The sequence below is a fragment of the Shinella sp. GW821-FHT11G07 genome, assembly GCF_058808115.1.
The window spans coordinates 150,881-166,442 of record NZ_JBXARJ010000010.1; the positions used below are offsets into that span (position 1 = coordinate 150,881).

The 15,562-nt window shown below is 62.4% G+C and carries 18 protein-coding genes; 7 read left to right on the top strand and 11 right to left on the bottom strand.

What is annotated here, in order from left to right; all coding sequences use genetic code 11:
• Positions 1-31 precede the first annotated feature (31 nt).
• The 6 genes from AC1RT2_RS20325 to AC1RT2_RS20350 all read right to left on the bottom strand — a co-directional run bounded on the left by AC1RT2_RS20325 (position 32) and on the right by AC1RT2_RS20350 (position 5,557).
• Complete coding sequence (locus tag AC1RT2_RS20325; RefSeq protein WP_069058896.1) at positions 32-304, bottom strand: hypothetical protein; 273 nt, start codon at positions 302-304, stop codon at positions 32-34.
• Between the two features lie 166 nt (positions 305-470).
• The gene (locus tag AC1RT2_RS20330) at positions 471-1,955 is read right to left on the bottom strand and encodes an SPOR domain-containing protein (protein WP_493104795.1); all 1,485 of its coding nucleotides are present in this window, start codon (positions 1,953-1,955) and stop codon (positions 471-473) included.
• Between the two features lie 120 nt (positions 1,956-2,075).
• Complete coding sequence (locus AC1RT2_RS20335) at positions 2,076-2,837, bottom strand: hypothetical protein (RefSeq protein ID WP_493104797.1); 762 nt, start codon at positions 2,835-2,837, stop codon at positions 2,076-2,078.
• A 243-nt stretch (positions 2,838-3,080) separates the two neighbouring features.
• Entirely contained in the window at positions 3,081-3,680 is a 600-nt protein-coding gene (locus AC1RT2_RS20340; RefSeq protein WP_069058893.1) for a transglutaminase-like cysteine peptidase, read from the bottom strand.
• A 481-nt stretch (positions 3,681-4,161) separates the two neighbouring features.
• On the bottom strand, positions 4,162-4,773 hold the full coding sequence (locus tag AC1RT2_RS20345; protein ID WP_493104800.1) for a PilZ domain-containing protein: 612 nt from the start codon (positions 4,771-4,773) through the stop codon (positions 4,162-4,164).
• A 148-nt stretch (positions 4,774-4,921) separates the two neighbouring features.
• Positions 4,922-5,557, bottom strand: a complete 636-nt coding sequence (locus tag AC1RT2_RS20350; protein ID WP_493104802.1) for a PAS domain-containing protein — start codon at positions 5,555-5,557, stop codon at positions 4,922-4,924.
• Between the two features lie 293 nt (positions 5,558-5,850).
• On the opposite strand from AC1RT2_RS20350, the gene AC1RT2_RS20355 reads away from it, so the two are divergent.
• Positions 5,851-6,591 carry a rhomboid family intramembrane serine protease gene (locus AC1RT2_RS20355; RefSeq protein ID WP_069058890.1) on the top strand — a complete coding sequence of 247 codons (741 nt, stop codon included), beginning with the start codon at positions 5,851-5,853 and terminating at the stop codon, positions 6,589-6,591.
• A 185-nt stretch (positions 6,592-6,776) separates the two neighbouring features.
• Positions 6,777-7,205, top strand: coding sequence for a CBS domain-containing protein (locus AC1RT2_RS20360; protein WP_069058889.1), 429 nt, complete (start codon positions 6,777-6,779; stop codon positions 7,203-7,205).
• A 75-nt stretch (positions 7,206-7,280) separates the two neighbouring features.
• Here the strand turns inward: AC1RT2_RS20360 and AC1RT2_RS20365 are convergent, their stop codons facing one another.
• From AC1RT2_RS20365 to folE, 3 genes are all read right to left on the bottom strand, one after another.
• Positions 7,281-8,177 (bottom strand): patatin-like phospholipase family protein, encoded by an 897-nt coding sequence (locus AC1RT2_RS20365; RefSeq protein ID WP_493104805.1) that lies wholly within the window; start codon positions 8,175-8,177, stop codon positions 7,281-7,283.
• Positions 8,178-8,607: 430 nt separating this feature from the next.
• Positions 8,608-9,060 (bottom strand): phosphoribosyl-AMP cyclohydrolase, encoded by a 453-nt coding sequence (hisI, locus tag AC1RT2_RS20370; protein WP_493104807.1) that lies wholly within the window; start codon positions 9,058-9,060, stop codon positions 8,608-8,610.
• 92 nt (positions 9,061-9,152) lie between these two features.
• The gene (gene folE / locus AC1RT2_RS20375) at positions 9,153-9,764 is read right to left on the bottom strand and encodes a GTP cyclohydrolase I FolE (RefSeq protein WP_069058886.1); all 612 of its coding nucleotides are present in this window, start codon (positions 9,762-9,764) and stop codon (positions 9,153-9,155) included.
• A gap of 392 nt (positions 9,765-10,156) precedes the next feature.
• Here folE and AC1RT2_RS20380 point away from each other — a divergent pair, with 392 nt between their 5' ends.
• The 3 genes from AC1RT2_RS20380 to AC1RT2_RS20390 all read left to right on the top strand — a co-directional run bounded on the left by AC1RT2_RS20380 (position 10,157) and on the right by AC1RT2_RS20390 (position 11,605).
• Positions 10,157-10,603: an iron-sulfur cluster assembly scaffold protein gene (locus AC1RT2_RS20380; RefSeq protein WP_493104810.1), complete on the top strand. Its 447-nt coding sequence runs from the start codon at positions 10,157-10,159 to the stop codon at positions 10,601-10,603.
• 6 nt (positions 10,604-10,609) lie between these two features.
• Entirely contained in the window at positions 10,610-10,975 is a 366-nt protein-coding gene (yidD, locus tag AC1RT2_RS20385; protein WP_493104812.1) for a membrane protein insertion efficiency factor YidD, read from the top strand.
• Positions 10,976-11,077: 102 nt separating this feature from the next.
• Positions 11,078-11,605: a DUF1697 domain-containing protein gene (locus AC1RT2_RS20390; protein WP_493104814.1), complete on the top strand. Its 528-nt coding sequence runs from the start codon at positions 11,078-11,080 to the stop codon at positions 11,603-11,605.
• A gap of 5 nt (positions 11,606-11,610) precedes the next feature.
• On the opposite strand, the gene AC1RT2_RS20395 is transcribed toward AC1RT2_RS20390, so the two are convergent.
• Positions 11,611-12,195, bottom strand: a complete 585-nt coding sequence (locus tag AC1RT2_RS20395) for a methyltransferase family protein (RefSeq protein WP_493104816.1) — start codon at positions 12,193-12,195, stop codon at positions 11,611-11,613.
• 221 nt (positions 12,196-12,416) lie between these two features.
• On the opposite strand from AC1RT2_RS20395, the gene AC1RT2_RS20400 reads away from it, so the two are divergent.
• On the top strand, positions 12,417-13,691 hold the full coding sequence (locus AC1RT2_RS20400; RefSeq protein WP_493104818.1) for a sensor domain-containing diguanylate cyclase: 1,275 nt from the start codon (positions 12,417-12,419) through the stop codon (positions 13,689-13,691).
• Here AC1RT2_RS20400 and AC1RT2_RS20405 read toward each other — a convergent pair.
• On the bottom strand, positions 13,688-14,467 hold the full coding sequence (locus tag AC1RT2_RS20405; RefSeq protein ID WP_493104820.1) for a pseudouridine synthase: 780 nt from the start codon (positions 14,465-14,467) through the stop codon (positions 13,688-13,690). The two genes, AC1RT2_RS20400 and AC1RT2_RS20405, sit on opposite strands and share 4 nt — an antisense overlap.
• 147 nt (positions 14,468-14,614) lie before the next feature.
• Between AC1RT2_RS20405 and prmB the strand changes: the two genes are divergently transcribed.
• The gene (prmB, locus tag AC1RT2_RS20410; protein WP_493104822.1) at positions 14,615-15,532 is read left to right on the top strand and encodes a 50S ribosomal protein L3 N(5)-glutamine methyltransferase; all 918 of its coding nucleotides are present in this window, start codon (positions 14,615-14,617) and stop codon (positions 15,530-15,532) included.
• Positions 15,533-15,562: the final 30 nt, after the last annotated feature.

The following is a 15,562-nucleotide window of genomic DNA, read 5'->3' on the forward strand; positions in this document are numbered from 1 at the left end:
GCTGACTTGCAGCAGCCCAGCGGAATGCACCTTAACGCAGGCGCATCCGCACGGGGTAGCGGCGCTCGCTGACGCCGACATGCAGGTGGATCCCGGCGGTCGGCTGGCCCGAGCGCCAGGCGCGGGCGCCGTGGGCGAGCAGCATGCCGACGAGATCCTTCGTCCTGTTGCGCGAACGGCCAAGCCCGATATCCGCAATCCGCATCGCCGCTTCGTGCAGCGGGTGCAGCGTGCCCTTCAGCGACTTGCGCTTTTCGTCGCGCGTCGTGGGAGGGAAGTCGAACAGGTTCTCGTTCATCGCCATAATTTGCCTCGTACGCATTACCCAATCGAGGATGGCAGAGCCGCTTTCACGGCGATCCGCCTGCCTTGCTGCGCAGTCACCCGGTACGCAATACCTGTCCGGGACCGTTGCGGGCGCAAGGCGGTAGTTCAGCGGGCGCGCCAATACACAGCGCGTTCCCTTGTCGTTACTGCTGGCTAGCCCAGCAGGCGAAACCCTTGCGCTTCAAAGCCTTGCAGGCAGCGGCTGCGCCGTTCTGGTTGTCGAAACCGCCGAAGCGGGCGCGGTAGAGCTGGCCGTTGCCGCTGTTGACGGCGACGGTGAAGGGCTGGGCGCTGGAGAGTGCCTTGCCGCCCTGGTTCTTTGCCTTGGCGAGAAGATCCGATGCCTGGCCCTGGTCCGGCGTGGCGCCGATCTGGATAACCCAGCCCGAGGGCACGGAGGCGGATGCAACCGTGGAGGAGGTGGTCAATTCATCGACGGAGTCGTTTGCGTCGCCCTGTTCGATCAGATCGGCCGGCGGGACGGCGGCATCGCGCTGGATTTTCAGCGTTGCGGCAAGCGCGCGCTTGCCGACGACGCTGGAGCTGTCTTCAGCCGTCGCAGCATAGGCCGTTTCGATACGGGCTTCGTTGTAGCGATAGGTCGGCACCGGGCCGTTTTCCGGCAGGTCGAGCGTGCCGGAGACCGAGGCGGTCGTCGCCTTGCTGGCGACCTCGGCGGTCAGGGTCCGCGTGTCGTCGGCTTCTGCCGTCAGCGTGGGCGCATCCTTGGTCTGGGCGATCAGGTCGCCACCGCCACGGCGCGAGGCCTTGGGCATATAGGCGGCAATAAGCTTGCGCATCTGCTGGTCACGGGCCGCACCCGAACGACCACCCAGGACCACGCCGACCACGCTGCGGCCGTCGGCAACCGCCGAAGTCACGAGGTTGTAGCCGGAGGCGCGGGTGTAGCCGGTCTTGATGCCATCGACGCCGCGCACGCTGCCGAGCAGGCGGTTGTGGCCGTTGATGGTCTGCTTGCCGAAGCGGAAGCTGCGCACCGAGAAATACGAATAATATTGCGGGAAGTGCTGGCGCAGCGCGATGCCCAGGCGGGCCTGGTCGCGCGCCGTCGTTACCTGCGCGGTGTTGGGAAGGCCGTTGGCATTGCGGTAGACGGTGCGCGTCATGCCGAGTGCACGGGCTTTCTGCGTCATGATACGGGCGAAACGCTCTTCCGAGCCGCCAAGGAATTCGGCAAGGGCCGTCGAGGCATCGTTCGCCGAGCGCGTGATCAGGCCAAGCATCGCCTGTTCGACGGTGATCGAGTTGCCCGTGCCGACGCCGAGCTTGGTCGGCGGCTCGCTGGCCGCATTCTTGGAGAAGGGGACGCGTGTATTGAGGCGGATCTTGCCGGCCTCGAGCGCCTCGAAGGTCAGATACAGCGTCATCATCTTGGTGAGCGACGCCGGATATCGCAACTGGTCCGCATCCTCGCTGTAGAGCACCTTGCCGGTCTTGGCATCGATGACGATGCCGGCATATTTCGGCGCTGCCTGAGCGGGTGTCGCCACGGCAACGGTGGCGACCATCCCGATCATCACCAGACTTTTCGCCGCGGTGGCAATTGCCTGACAAGAGCGGGGGAGGAAATCGAGGAATACGGAACGGGACACTACGTTACTCTTCATTCTCGGATTGCAGATGGGCTCCGGGCGTGGCCTCCCAGAACGACCGTTCCTGGCACAGTAGCGAGATAGCGTTACCAATCGGTTTATGATGAATCATAGGTTTCTGAGATCGGTCGTGTTTTATCGGCTCTGGCGAAGGGAGGTCGGGCGGCCGTTCTGGATCAGGGAGCGGCCGAGATAGTCGCGAACGCGCGCCTCCATGGCCTGCCACTGCGGCAAAAGTCTGCTCGAAAAGCGGTAAAGCACGGAAAGATCGCTGCCGATGTGGATATCGCGCTGGCAATCCGCACTGGTCGATTGTGATTCCTCGGCCGGCATCATGCAGCGCACGACATAGGCGGAGCCGTCGGACTGCGTGCCGGTGAAGAAAATCTCGTCGCCATAGCCGGACGTCTCTTTAAGGCGCTGCAGGGTGAGGCCCGCAGGGCCGGGCTCCGGCCGGCCGTCGAACAGGTGGCTGTAGATCGGACCGAGCCGACCGGACATGTCCCTGGACATCGTGCTCTGCGAAAGGTTGAGGAAAATCAGGCTTTCCGGGCGGCTGGCATCGTTGAAGCGGCCGCGCTGCGCATTGGAATAACCGTTCATTTCCGGCCAGGTCAGGTAGAGGTCGAGCCGCTCGGCGCGGCCGGTCTGGCGCTGCTCCTCGAAGCGGATCGTATTGGCCGGCAACCGGATCTGGTCCTGGCCGATGACAACGTCGATGGCCTCGCTGCTTTCCGTATGGCCGGCAAGCGCGATGCGCTCGCCCAGCATGCGCCCGCCAAGGCTGATTGCCACCGTGAGGCCGGCGAGCACGGCGACCCCGATCGTCAGGCGCGTGAGAAGGCGGGTGGAGAGCAGGGGGGCGTGGTCGTCATTGCCGGTCGCGGCCGCTGTCATCTCGCATCTCTCCGGTGGCTCGGGTCGGAACCGTCTTTGCCGGAGCGTCTGCGAACAGGGTTAATTTTTGGTTGAGATCAAGAGTGTCAGGTTCCCTAAAAGGGGAGCGGCCGGTTCCGGGGACAGCGGAACCGGCCGCAGGGCCGTGGTCGGGACGGGATTGGGGGACTGACCGGGCCCTTTTGCTCGCCCGGCAATGTTGCCGGGCAGTCTCGTCATGCGGCGTCTAGTGGACGCCGGGACTTACTTGACGCTACCGACGGCGTCGGCACGACCGTCTTGCAGCTTTACCCACTTGCCGGCATTCACCGAGGACTGGCGCTTCAGGTAGCGGTATTCGGTCTCCGACCAGAGCAGCACCTTGTTGCGCATGTTGTCGAGCACGAAGTCACCGCGATCAGTGCGAACGGTCAGCACGGCGTGGCCTTCGCCATTGGGCTGGAGCACGACGGTGATCAGGAGGTTGGAGGGCGAAATGCCGGCCTCGATCAGGCGCTTGCGCTTGATCAGCACGTAGTCTTCACAATCCGCAGCGCCGTCCGGATAGGTCCACTGTTCCTCGACGCCGTAGATCTCCATGTCCGTCATCGGCATGAATTCGGTATTGGCGGCGTAGTTGACGTTGAGAATCGTCTTCCAGTTTTCCTGCGTCAGCTTGAGCGGGCCGGCGTCCTTGCCGGTCGGGCCGCACTCGTCGGAATATTGCTTGCAGAATTCATAGTGACCGATGGGCTGGTTGGTCGCGCCCGCCAGCGGAATGTTGGCCGGAAGTGCAACGGCGGCCTGCGCCGCAACCAGAGAAAAGAGGAATGCGAATGTCCCTGTCTTGATTGTTTTTGTCATTGCGTTGTCCCCGTTTGATGAGGTGACAATGACAGCTATGTTTTGAGCTTGCGCGAAAAGCCGAAGTATAACTTAGTTCAAATCAAGGGTGCATAAGAATAAAACAAGAATAAAATTTGATTTTGATTTGATCTGTATTTGAGTGGAATTTGAGTAAAATTTGAAGGAATCGTTCGGCTGGCGATGATTGAGGTTCTGCTTCAAGTAACTGAATCAAAATAAAAATCTTGCGGAACGAACTGACGTTGCCTGAGAAATCGCGCCCTTAGGCCTGGTCGGAGGCGCCGGACAAGGTCCACTGCTGGAGTGTCAAAGATGGAAATACGTCAGCCTGGTTGCTCAAAAGAGCGGCTGAAGGATTTAGAGGCGGCAAATTTTTTTTGAGATTGTTTTCCAGCCGGCCTGTTGTCTCGCCTTGAAACAACAAAGGGGCCCGAAGGCCCCTAATAGAACGGGTCCGACTTGCGGCCGTGCCAAAATGCTACAGGAACGCCGTCAAGGCTTCCCGGGACTGCACAGAGGAGAACTCGATGGCGACGCCCTCCTGGAAGTGACGCACGACGCGGCCTTTCATATTGCCAAGCTGGACCGGTGTTCCAAGGGCCGGGCGGACATCGATATCGACCGCTGCGCCGGAGAGCGAAAGGTCGATGATGCGGCAGGGGTAGCGCCGTCCGTCGTCGAGCGTCAGATCGGTCGGCGCCTGGCGCGGGCTCAGTCGGTCGTGCCGGCGGTCCTCGGGCAGGCCGAGTTCGTGTTTGTTGGCAATCCAGGTCAGCTGTGCGGCGAGTTTTTCGCGCTTGCGGTCCGTGGCGTTGAGGAAGATCGCGAAGCCATTATCGTTGAGGATGGCGACGGTGCCTTCGATGCGGCCGAGATGATCGACATAGGCGATGATGCGCTCGCCGATACGTGGGCGCGCAACGCAGACGAAATTTGCGTCGCCTGGTGACATGTCGAGAACGGTGCAGTCGTATTCGTCGTGATTGGGCAACATCAGCCGGCCACCCAGGTTCACCGAGACGCGCTGGAAGCTGCGTTGCTCGGGCTGTGGTTTCCGGGCGGCGGGTGATGCCTGCTGGAATGAATACATGTGCGCGCGGGCCTGATGATCCTATCTGTTTCCAACTCTTAAGCTTTCGGGGTTAACAGAAGGTTTGCCGCGCCGCTAAAAGCAACTATAAATATATGTATTAACAACCATTTAGTGTCTTTTGATTTTGTTGTGACGTTATGCGTGTTTAAACGTCATCGACGCGCCGTCCACCTTCAAATATCCTCAGGTGCAACACGCGGCTCATTGTCTGGCCCAGCGCCGCCGGGCGGATGGCCATGATCGAGGTGGGCATCGGAACCGCCGGCCGGCTGCCGGCGAAACCCGGCATGCGGTTCGTGTCGATCACCGAAAGCGCGCCGAGCGTTGCGTAGCGGAAGGCGGCAAGCGGCGGCGACTGGCCGGGCAGGGGGGCGAGGGCGCCGATGATGCGATCCGCCGTCCTGCCTTTCGTCGCGACCGGCAGCAGCACGATTTCCGCCTCGGTGGTTTCCAGCGTGCCATCGACGAGCGCGACCTGCATGACTGCCGGTGCACAGTGCGCCATGACGTTTTCCGCTATCCGCGCCACCCGGTTGCGCTGATCGGGCGCAAAGAGCTGGTCGAAGGCCGCGCCCTTCAATTCTTGCGCGAACTGCGCACAGATGCGTGTGCCGGCAAGCCGGAAGTGCGGATCGGCAAGACGGCTGTGTTCAAGAATGAAGACGTCGGGCAGGATCGGCGCGATGTCGGCGGGCTCTATGGCGCTGCGCAGCGGAACGGTGCGATCACCACGCTGGCGTGTCCAATAGTCGTAAAGTGCCGTGACGGCTTTCGTCTGCATGCTCACTTCCAATCGCTTCTGTTCCGTTCCGACACGAAAAGCAGCGTGTGCGGTGGCTTTCAGAAGGAAGGAGCGAGTTTCGTGCCAGCCCGCCGTTAAGGTTAACGAATGGTTTCGATTGCGTCCCTGGCCGGGTTGAGGGAACATCCGGTCATCCCTCCACGAGGGAATGGTTATTGCACATCGACTTCCGCCCCGGGGATTGGGGGCACCGGCCGTTCAGCGAAAGCTGCACGGCCTTTCTTTTATCTGTATAAGCGCGATTCGTATTTTATGTCTTTGGTGGACTGCTCATGAGTAACGATGGCGTTGAGGTGCAGGGTGGCGGGGCGGATATCCGCAGGCGGGAGCCGGCCTTCAACCTGCCGGGCAGTCTCGTCGCGGTCCTCGCGGTGCTTATCGCCATCCACGTGGTGCGGACCTATCTGCTTTCGACCTCGACGGACGAGCTCGTCCTGCTGCATTTCGCCTTCATCCCCGGCCGCTACGCCATTCCCTTCGCCGAGCAGGACATGGGCTGGCTGTGGAGCCCGGTGACCTATTCGCTGCTGCATGGCAGCTGGGAACATCTGATTTTCAACGCCTTCTGGATGGTCGCCTTCGGTGCGCCCGTCGTGCGCCGCATCGGTCTCCTGCGGTTCTTCCTGTTCTGGTGCCTGTCGGCCGCCGCGGCCGTCGCTTTCCATACGACACTGCACTGGGGCGCGATGATTCTGGTGGTCGGCGCGTCCGGCGTCGTCTCGGGCCTGATGGGGGCCGCTGCCCGCTTCGTCTTTTCGCCGAGCGGCCGCATCAGCCGGCAGTTTGCCCATCTCAACCGGCGCCTGACGATCGGCGAGGCGCTGTCCAACCGCTCCGTTCTGGTGTTTTCCGGCATCTGGTTCCTGACGAATTTCCTGATCGGCTTCGGCCAGGTGTTCGGTTCGGCGGAGGGCGGCGCGATTGCCTGGGAGGCGCATATCGGCGGCTTCCTTTTCGGCTTCCTGTTCTTTCCTCTATTCGACGTCGGTACGGCGGAGACCCGCCGGGATTAACGATAGTCCATTAGCGGTCTTGCAATCGCCTCCTTCGTGGCGCACCATATAAGTGTTCCGGTTCGCACATGCACATCGGAACGGATGCGGCATACCGCGGGAGGAAGCGGATGTCGCTGGTACAGGCAGGGCATCCCTGCGCGGGTGTCCCGCCTTCTGCGTCATGATGCACTCGGGAGGTACGCATGTATGTAAAGACGATACTGGACGAAAAAGGCCGCAACGTCGTAACCGGCGGCCCGCAGCTCACAGTCAAGCAGGCTGCCGTCTATCTGCATGAAAATCACATCGGCGCCATTGTCATCGTTGATCGCAACGACCGCATTGCGGGCATTGTGACCGAGCGCGACATCGTTGCCGCGGTTGCACGCAACGGGGCAGACAGCCTGGACAAGCCCATTTCCTCCATCATGTGGGGCAACGTCTATCGTTGTGGCGAAGACCAAACCGTCGACGACCTTATGGAAATGATGAGCAAGCTGCGCGCCCGCCATATCCCGGTGGAAAAGGAAGGCCGGCTCGTCGGCATCATCTCGATCGGCGACGTGGTGAAATCCCACATTCGCGCCATCAAGCACGAAGCAGACGCCATCAAGGCCTATATCGCCAGCTGATTGCTCTCAAAACGGTTTCGGGCGGAACGATTGTCATCGCTCCGCCCTATCGTGCGTCTTGGTCTTGATAACGCGTCAGCGCATCAGGACGACTTCCTGCATGCGCTTGATTTCGAAAATCCGCGCCTTGGCTTCCAGGTATCCGCGATCGATCGCTTCGCCCGCGCGGTGGAACTCCGAAAGACCGATATCCGACAGTTTCGGATGCAGCGAGAGATCCGGCGGGTCGCCGGCAAGGCGCGCGCGGGAAATGCGGTCCTGGATGATGTTGAAGGACTGCACCATCACACTCGTCAGCCCCATGCGCGCCGCGCTGTCTTCCTGCCGGTGATCGTCGATCTTCTGCTGGCTGGCACTGTGCTTGATCACGGCCGAGCGGCCATAGAGGTCGTAGTTGAGGTTGACCGCGACGACCAGCGGCTCCTCATGGGCCCGGCAGACGGATACAGGCACCGGATTGACCAAAGCGCCATCCACCAGGGTCCGGTTGTTGCACTTGATCGGCTCGAAAATGCCGGGCAGGGCGTAGGACGCGCGGATGGCGGTGATCAGCGAACCGCTGTTGATCCAGACCTCGTGCCCGCTGTTCACTTCGGTCGCCACGGCGACGAAGGGACGGTCAAGCTCCTCGATCGACAGGTTCTCCAGGTGCTCCTGCATGCGCTTGGTCAACCGCATGCCGCCGAACAGACCGGAGCCGCGAATGGTGAAATCAAGCAGGCTCGCGATGCGCCGCATGGTGAGCGACCGGGCGAAGGTTTCCAGTTCGTCGAGCTTGCCCGCAAGGTAGCAGCCGCCGACCAGGGCACCGATCGAAGTGCCGGCGATCATGCCGACATCGATGCCTTCTTCGTCCAGTGCCCGCAGCACGCCGATATGAGCCCAGCCTCGAGCGGCGCCACCGCCAAGTGCCAACGCGATCTTGGATTTGCGCGGCTGAGCCGGCGTGGGAATATGAGACATGTCGTTCATGGAAGGGCCGCCTGGATCTGAGGCATCCGCCGTTACGAGACTACGATTGAAACTCCAGTTCAGCATGCCAGGCCTCCATTCCAAAGAGGAATTCGCGCCGAGGCAATCGGTTCCTGAACCTCGGGCTTATCTGCTACACAATAGATGACAGGATAGAGGCAGACTGTGACCCGGGGAACTTTTGCTGGAAAAATCCCTGTGTGGCGTCTGCCGCGTGCGTTCATTTGAGGCTGGAGGAGGGCGCTGGCCCGCGGGATCGTCGCCCCTTTCGGGGAGGCGGTGGAAACCGGTCGTGACGCACTACAGCGATGGGGTTCCATGTTCCGATCCACATGGCGGGGATACAGGCCGCCATGCGTGGCATTAGGCGATCAGACCGGTTGCCAATTGGTGAATCCGTGCCGGAACTGAACGGAATTCGCGCAGATGCTTAATTTTTACCGTAGATCGCGGCCGGGTCGAATTGCGGCTCGCCGCCGGTGATCGTCACCACTGCGCCATCCGGCCCGTTCGAGACCGTGCGGTAGAAACATGAGCGGCGGCCGGTGTGGCAGGTCGCGTCATGGCCGGCAACCGACACCTTGAGCCAGACGGCATCCTGGTCGCAATCCGTCCGCAATTCTACGACGGTCTGGAGGTTGCCGGAGGTCTCGCCCTTCTTCCACAGCGCCTTGCGCGAGCGGCTCCAATAGTGAGCGATGCCCGTTTCGATGGTCAGCGCCAACGACTCGGCATTCATGTGGGCGACCATCAGCAGTTCGCCGTCCTTCGCATCCGTCACCACGGCTGTCACCAGGCCGTTTTCGTCGAAACGCGGCGTGAAGGCCGGGCCCGTTTCAAGCTCGGCCTTGTCATTGGAAGGGGTTTGGAAGGTGATCGGCATGGCGGTCGGCTTTGTCTTTTGTTCTTGCGCAATTCGAGCAAAAGCACTGCTCACTCTTGCTCGAATTGCGGGCGCGCGGAGCCGGCTTTCGCCTATCTCCGGATCATGGTCATGAAGCGGACCTGTTCGGTCGGCTCCGTCTTGAAGGCACCGGTAAAGGTGGTGGTGAGCGTCGTCGAGCCCTGCTTCTGGATGCCGCGCATCGCCATGCACATATGCTCGGCTTCGATCATCACGGCGACGCCACGCGGGTTCAGCGTCTCGTCGATCGATTTCGCGATCTGCGCCGTCATGGTTTCCTGCGTCTGCAGGCGGCGACCGTAGATTTCCACCACGCGGGCGATCTTCGAGAGGCCCAGCACCCGGCCATTCGGCAGGTAGGCGACATGCGCCTTGCCGATGATCGGCACCATATGGTGTTCGCAATGCGAGAAGAACGGAATGTCCTTCACCAGCACCATGTCGTCGTAGCCGGCAACCTCTTCGAAGGTGCGGCCAAGCACGTCCTCGGCGGCGAGGTCATAACCGGAAAACAGCTCGCGGTAGGATTTGGCGACGCGCGATGGCGTGTCGAGCAGGCCTTCGCGTTCCGGATCATCGCCCGCCCAGCGAAGCAGGACGCGAACGGCGTCTTCAGCCTCTTTCTGCGAGGGGCGGTCCGACTGATCGTCGAGACGCGGAAAATTGGTGACGATGGCGTCCATGGACCCATAAACCTTTCTGCAGGTTACCTGACGTGTTTATCGGACTCGCCATTGGCCATTCGCCTAACCCTGCAGGCTTGGGTTCCGTCGGCGGGCTCCGGGGCTTTCTGGTCTCGGCTTATCAGTGCGCTAGACCGTCCGGCACGGTTTCCCAAACAACAGGTGAATGCTTGCTTTCTGCTTATCGCAATTCCGGACGGAAAACCGCTTCACACGTTTCCTAGAATTGCTCGCGTCTTGCAAAACGCTCACCCCAATACGAGTTATCATATAGTATCGAACGATGGGTGCGAAAGAGGCACGAGGCGACACGGCATGCTTTTTTCCCGACGAGACCGGAATAATCTCCTCGGATCATTGAAGATTCCGCAAAAAACGCGGAAAACAGGGTCATGATGGACGATATCTATAACAGCCGTATCCTGGAATTTGCCGGCAACATCCCGAAGATCGGCACGCTTGCCGATGCGGATGCCGAAGCCGGCGCCCACTCCAAGCTCTGCGGCTCGCGGGTCAAGGTCTACTTGAAGCTCGACGGCGACCGGGTCAGCGATTTCGCCCATGAGGTCAAGGCCTGCGCGCTCGGCCAGGCCTCCTCCTCGGTCATGGCGCGCCATGTCATCGGCGCGACGACTGCGGAAATTCGTCAGGCGCGCGAAGACATGCTGGCCATGCTGAAGGCCGACGGCGAGGGGCCGGCCGGCCGATTCGAGGACATGCGCTTCCTCAAGCCCGTCAAGGATTACAAGGCCCGTCACGCCTCCACCATGCTGACCTTCGACGCCGTGGTCGATGCCATTGGCCAGATCGAGGCGAAGCGGCTGGAAAAGGCAGGATGAGGGGCGATGTGCGATGCCCCGGACTGCCGGCATTCCGGTGAGCGCCTGGCGTATAGCGGCCGCAACTGGCGCGGGCCGTTTCGCAAGACGCCGGGCCGGTTGCTCGGCATGGGCTTCATTCGTCTTTACCAGCTTACGCTCTCCGGCTTCATCGGCAATGCCTGCCGCCACCTGCCGACCTGTTCGGAGTACGGTTACGAGGCAGTCGCCCGCCACGGGCTCTGGCAGGGTGGCTTCATGGCGCTGTTTCGTGTCGCCCGCTGCGGACCCGGCGGCACCCATGGTTTCGATCCCGTGCCGGAGACGCTGGAAAAACGGTTCCGCTGGTGGGCACCGTGGCGCCTCTGGCGTGTCTCCGCGCCAAAGAGGTGATCTCGTGACCGTCCCCATGGGGTGCCGCCACGCCTGCTGCGATTTCGACGCCATTCTGTGCGATGCTCGCGACACCGTTTTGCCGCAACGCCGGGCGCATCCATGACCACCTATGTCGCCCTCCTGCACAGTATCGTACTCGGCCCCGGCCGCCGCCTTGTCATGGCCGATCTCAAGGCCATGGCGGAAGGTTTGGGTTACCGCAACGCCCGCACGCTCGTTGCCACCGGAAATCTGATCTTCGAAGGGGACGACGCTTCCCTTTCCGCTATAGAGGATCGGCTGGAGAGCGCCTTTCGCGATCGTTTCGGCAAACATGTCGATATTATCCTGCGCACGGCGGCGGGCTGGCAGCGTCTTGCGGCCCAAAATCCCTTTCCGGATGGCAAGGGCGCCGACATCGGCATCCGCGTCATGCGAAAACCGCTCGGCGCCGACGTCCTGCCGGCACTTGAAACGATCGCCGACCCGGCGATCAGGCTGGCTTTCGTCGATGGCGATCTGTGGATCGATTTCAGCAAGAAACCGAGCGAAACCAGGTTGCTGTCGCATCTGACGACGAAGAAACTCGGCATCGGCACGCTGCGCAACGCCAACACCGTCAATGGTCTTGCGAAAATGCTCGGCTGAACCGGTCAGAGCCATCGCGGCACCTTTTGCCGATAGGCTTGGTAGGGCTCGCCGAGATCGCGCACCAGCACTTTTTCCTCGATTCGAACCTGAAGCCAGACGGCAAGCGTTATGCCGAGCACAAGCGCGAGCTGGATCACATCCGGTCGCGCAAGCAGGAACCCCACAAACATCGCCACCTGGCCAACGAAGACCGGATTGCGCGACCGCCTGAAAGGGCCGGTGTCGACGATCGCGCCGGAATGGCCTTCCACAGAGCCGATACGCCAGGAGGCGCCCATATAGTGCTGGGCGTAAATGCCGAACAGGGCACCGGCGAGCGCCAGCAACAACCCGGCAACACGCATGGGAAAGGGCAGCGCGACCATTTCATGCACGGGTTCGAAACCGGCTGCGAGCACGGTTGCCGGATAGAGAAATCCGCCGGCGAAAACCACGCGAAAGAGCAGCGCCGATAGGCCTTGACGGTTCCCCAGGCCGAACAGCCAGACGGGCTGGCCCGCAGCCTGCGCGGAACGCGCCGTCAGATAGAGGAAGGCAGCGAGGTAGCCTCCCATGATGGCGGCGGACAGGAGGGGAAGGGACGGCATGCTAGAATCTCCGGCTTGGCATTTTTCGACGCTACTTCCTCTAGGGGCTAGAGGATCAAGCCCGGGCCTCTGCTTCGTGCCATTCTACCGGATGCCTTTTGAGCGGGGAAAACGATTCCGGAATTTGGCGGTGGCGGTTGCCTCTGCGGGGTTCGCATGTTCAAAAAAGACAGACCGGAATTGTCCATGGCGGGTAAGCATACGGATATGGCGCCTCCGAAATGGACCTTCATGGAAGGAATTCAGGGGTGACGAGGACATTCGGCAAATCGTCGGCGGAGCTTGTTCAGCGCGAGAGAGACCGTCTTGCGGCGCTTGAAAATCTCGATCTTCTCGACACACCGCGCGACGAGGGGTTCGACCGCATCGTCCGACTGATCCAGCAAGTCTTCACGGTCGATATCGGCCTCGTTTCCCTGATCGATGCGCACCGCCAATGGTACACGGCCTGCTCTGGCCTTTCCAACGACGAGATGCCGCGCGAGGACACGTTCTGCCGCTACGTGCTCGAAGACGAGCAGCCGATGATCGTGCAGGATGCGACGAAGGATCCGCGCTTCCTCGCCCACCCCGCGGTGACGGGCGACGCGCATATCCGCTTCTATGCCGGCGTGCCGCTGAAGATGAAGGCGGGGCATACGATCGGCACCGTCTGCGCCATCGACCGCACACCCCGCTCCTTCGGCCGCAGGGATATCGACATCCTGCAGGAACTGGCGGGGGCGGCGATGGACCGCATCGAGCTGATGCAGACGGCGTCGACCGACAGCCTGACCGAGGCGCTGACACGCCGCGCCTTCAAGCGCGAGGCCGAGCAGCGCATTGCGTCCGCACTGCGCCACAAACACGACCTTGCCTGCGTGGTGCTGGATATCGACCACTTCAAGCGGGTGAACGATACCTATGGCCACGCCGCCGGCGACGAGGTGCTGAAGGCGGTGGCCGCCACCTGCCGGGCCAACCTGCGCACCGGCGACCTTTTTGGCCGGCTCGGCGGCGAGGAATTCGCCATTGTGCTGCCCCATGCCGGCGCGGAAGACGCGGCGCGGGCGGCCGAGAAGCTGCGGGCGGAGATCGCGGCGATACCCGTCACCGGCGATTTCGGCACGCTCAACGTCACCGCCAGCTTCGGCAGCGCGGCGCTGTCGATCGTCGGCCGCGACATCGAGACCCTTCTCGCCCAGGCCGATGCCGCCATGTACCGGGCGAAGGAGAGCGGGCGCAACCGCTGCGTCTCCTGGACCGCCATGGCCGCCGCCCAGGGCATGGGCGCCCGGCGGCGGGTGCTGAAGGCCGGCGCCATCATCTTCAACGATCGCCGCTCTACGATCGATTGTACCGTGAAAAGCCTCGGGGTGGACGGTGCGGGCATCACGGTCAGCAATTCCGCGGGTATTCCGCCCGAATTCAGGCTGTCCATCAAGGCGGAAGGCTTCGAGACGACCTGCACGGTGCTGTCGCGCGACCGGCAAAATCTCGAAGTGGCGTTCCGCTAGCCCTTGCCGACAAGGCGGCGCAGGTCCTGAAGCTCCGTTTCGGCAAGCGGCCGCACGGCGCCTTTTTCCAGTTCGCCGAGCGCAAGGTTGCCGATGGCGACGCGCACGAGGCGCAGGCATTCGACGCCCTGTGCCTCCAGCATGCGGCGGATCTGCCGGTTGCGGCCTTCATCGAGCTCTATTTCGAGCCAGGCATTTTTTTCGCCCTCACGCAGCACCCGCACCGCCTTCGCGCGCAAGAATTCGCCGTCATGCTCGACGCCCTGCGTCAGCGCATCGAGGAGCGGTTGGTCGGCCAGGCGATCCATCTGGACGTGATAGGTTTTGGCAACATGCGTCTCGGGGTCGAGCAGCGCGTTGGCGAATTCCGTGTCGTTGGTGAAGAGCAGCAGGCCCTCGCTCGCCTTGTCGAGGCGGCCGACGGGGGAGAGATGGGCGTGCGCGTGATCCTTCAGGCAATCGTAGACCGTAGGCCGGCCTTCCGGGTCGTGCCGCGTGGTGACGAGGCCGCGCGGCTTGTTCAGCATCAGGTAGACGCGCTCTTCCGCGACGACGGGGTTTCCGTCGACGGCGATCGCGGCGGTGGAGAGGTCGATCCACGTTTCCGGATCGGTGACGACGCGGCCGGAAAGCGTAACGCGGCCGGCGGCGATCAGCGCCTCGGCCTGCGTGCGGGAGCAGAAGCCGAGTTTGGAGAGCGCGCGGGGCAGGGTGACGCGCTTGCCGTTATCGGCAACGACCGGCGTGCGGCCGGCCCGCGGCCTGGAGCCGGGCATCTGTCTCTGCGGTTTCCGAACATCCTTCGCCATGACCCTAAAACCCTGCCATCGTCGTCCTGTCACCGTTCTATCGGTTGACCCGCCAGCCCTTGCCATTCTAAAGCCGGTTCCGTCCAGAGGATTATAGCCGAAGCGAGGCCGCCGTTGACACAGGACGACATCACAACCGAACTCGTGACGCTGCGCGACTACTGGCGCTACGCGATTTCCCGCTTCAATGCGGCAGAACTCAGCTACGGCCACGGCACGACGACGGCGAGCGACGACGCGGCCTTCCTGCTGCTCGACACGCTCGACCTGCCGATCGACGCGCTCGATCCCTTCCTCGACGCCCGCCTGCTGCCGGCCGAGCGCAAGCTCATCGCTGAGCGCATCGAGACGCGGGTGACGACGCGCAAGCCGTCCGCCTATATTACCGGCCGCTCCTATATCCAGGGCGTGCGCTTCCATGTCGACGAGCGGGTGATCGTGCCGCGCTCGCATATCGGCGAAATCCTGTTTGCCGAATATCTCGGTGAAAACGGCTCGTCCTTCCTGCCCGATCCGATCGCGGTGGAAAGCGCCGTCGACATCTGCACCGGCTCGGGCTGCCTGGCGGTGCTGGCGGCGAAATTCTTCCCGAACGCCACGGTCGACGCGGTGGACCTGTCCGCCGATGCGCTGGAAGTGGCGGCGCTCAATGTCGCCGAACACGACGTCGCGGGGCAGGTGAACCTTCTCGAAGGCGATCTCTTCGCGCCGCTCGCCGGCCGCACCTACGACCTCATCATCACCAATCCGCCCTATGTCGACCACGAGGCGCTCGACGGCTATCCGCCGGAATTCCGCGCCGAGCCGGCCATGGCCCATGACGGCGGCGTCGACGGGCTCGATCTCGTGCGCCGCATCCTGCACGACGCACCCGCCTTCCTCAATCCGGATGGCGGCATGATCTGCGAGATCGGCTCGGGCCGGGAAATCCTGGAAGAGGAGTTCCCGCATCTCGATTTCGTCTGGCTGGAAACCGCCGAATCGCAGGACGCGGTGTTCTGGATTTCGGCGGAAGCGCTCGGCGTCTCCTGATCCGCCAGACCAATGCCGGTGAAATCTGGT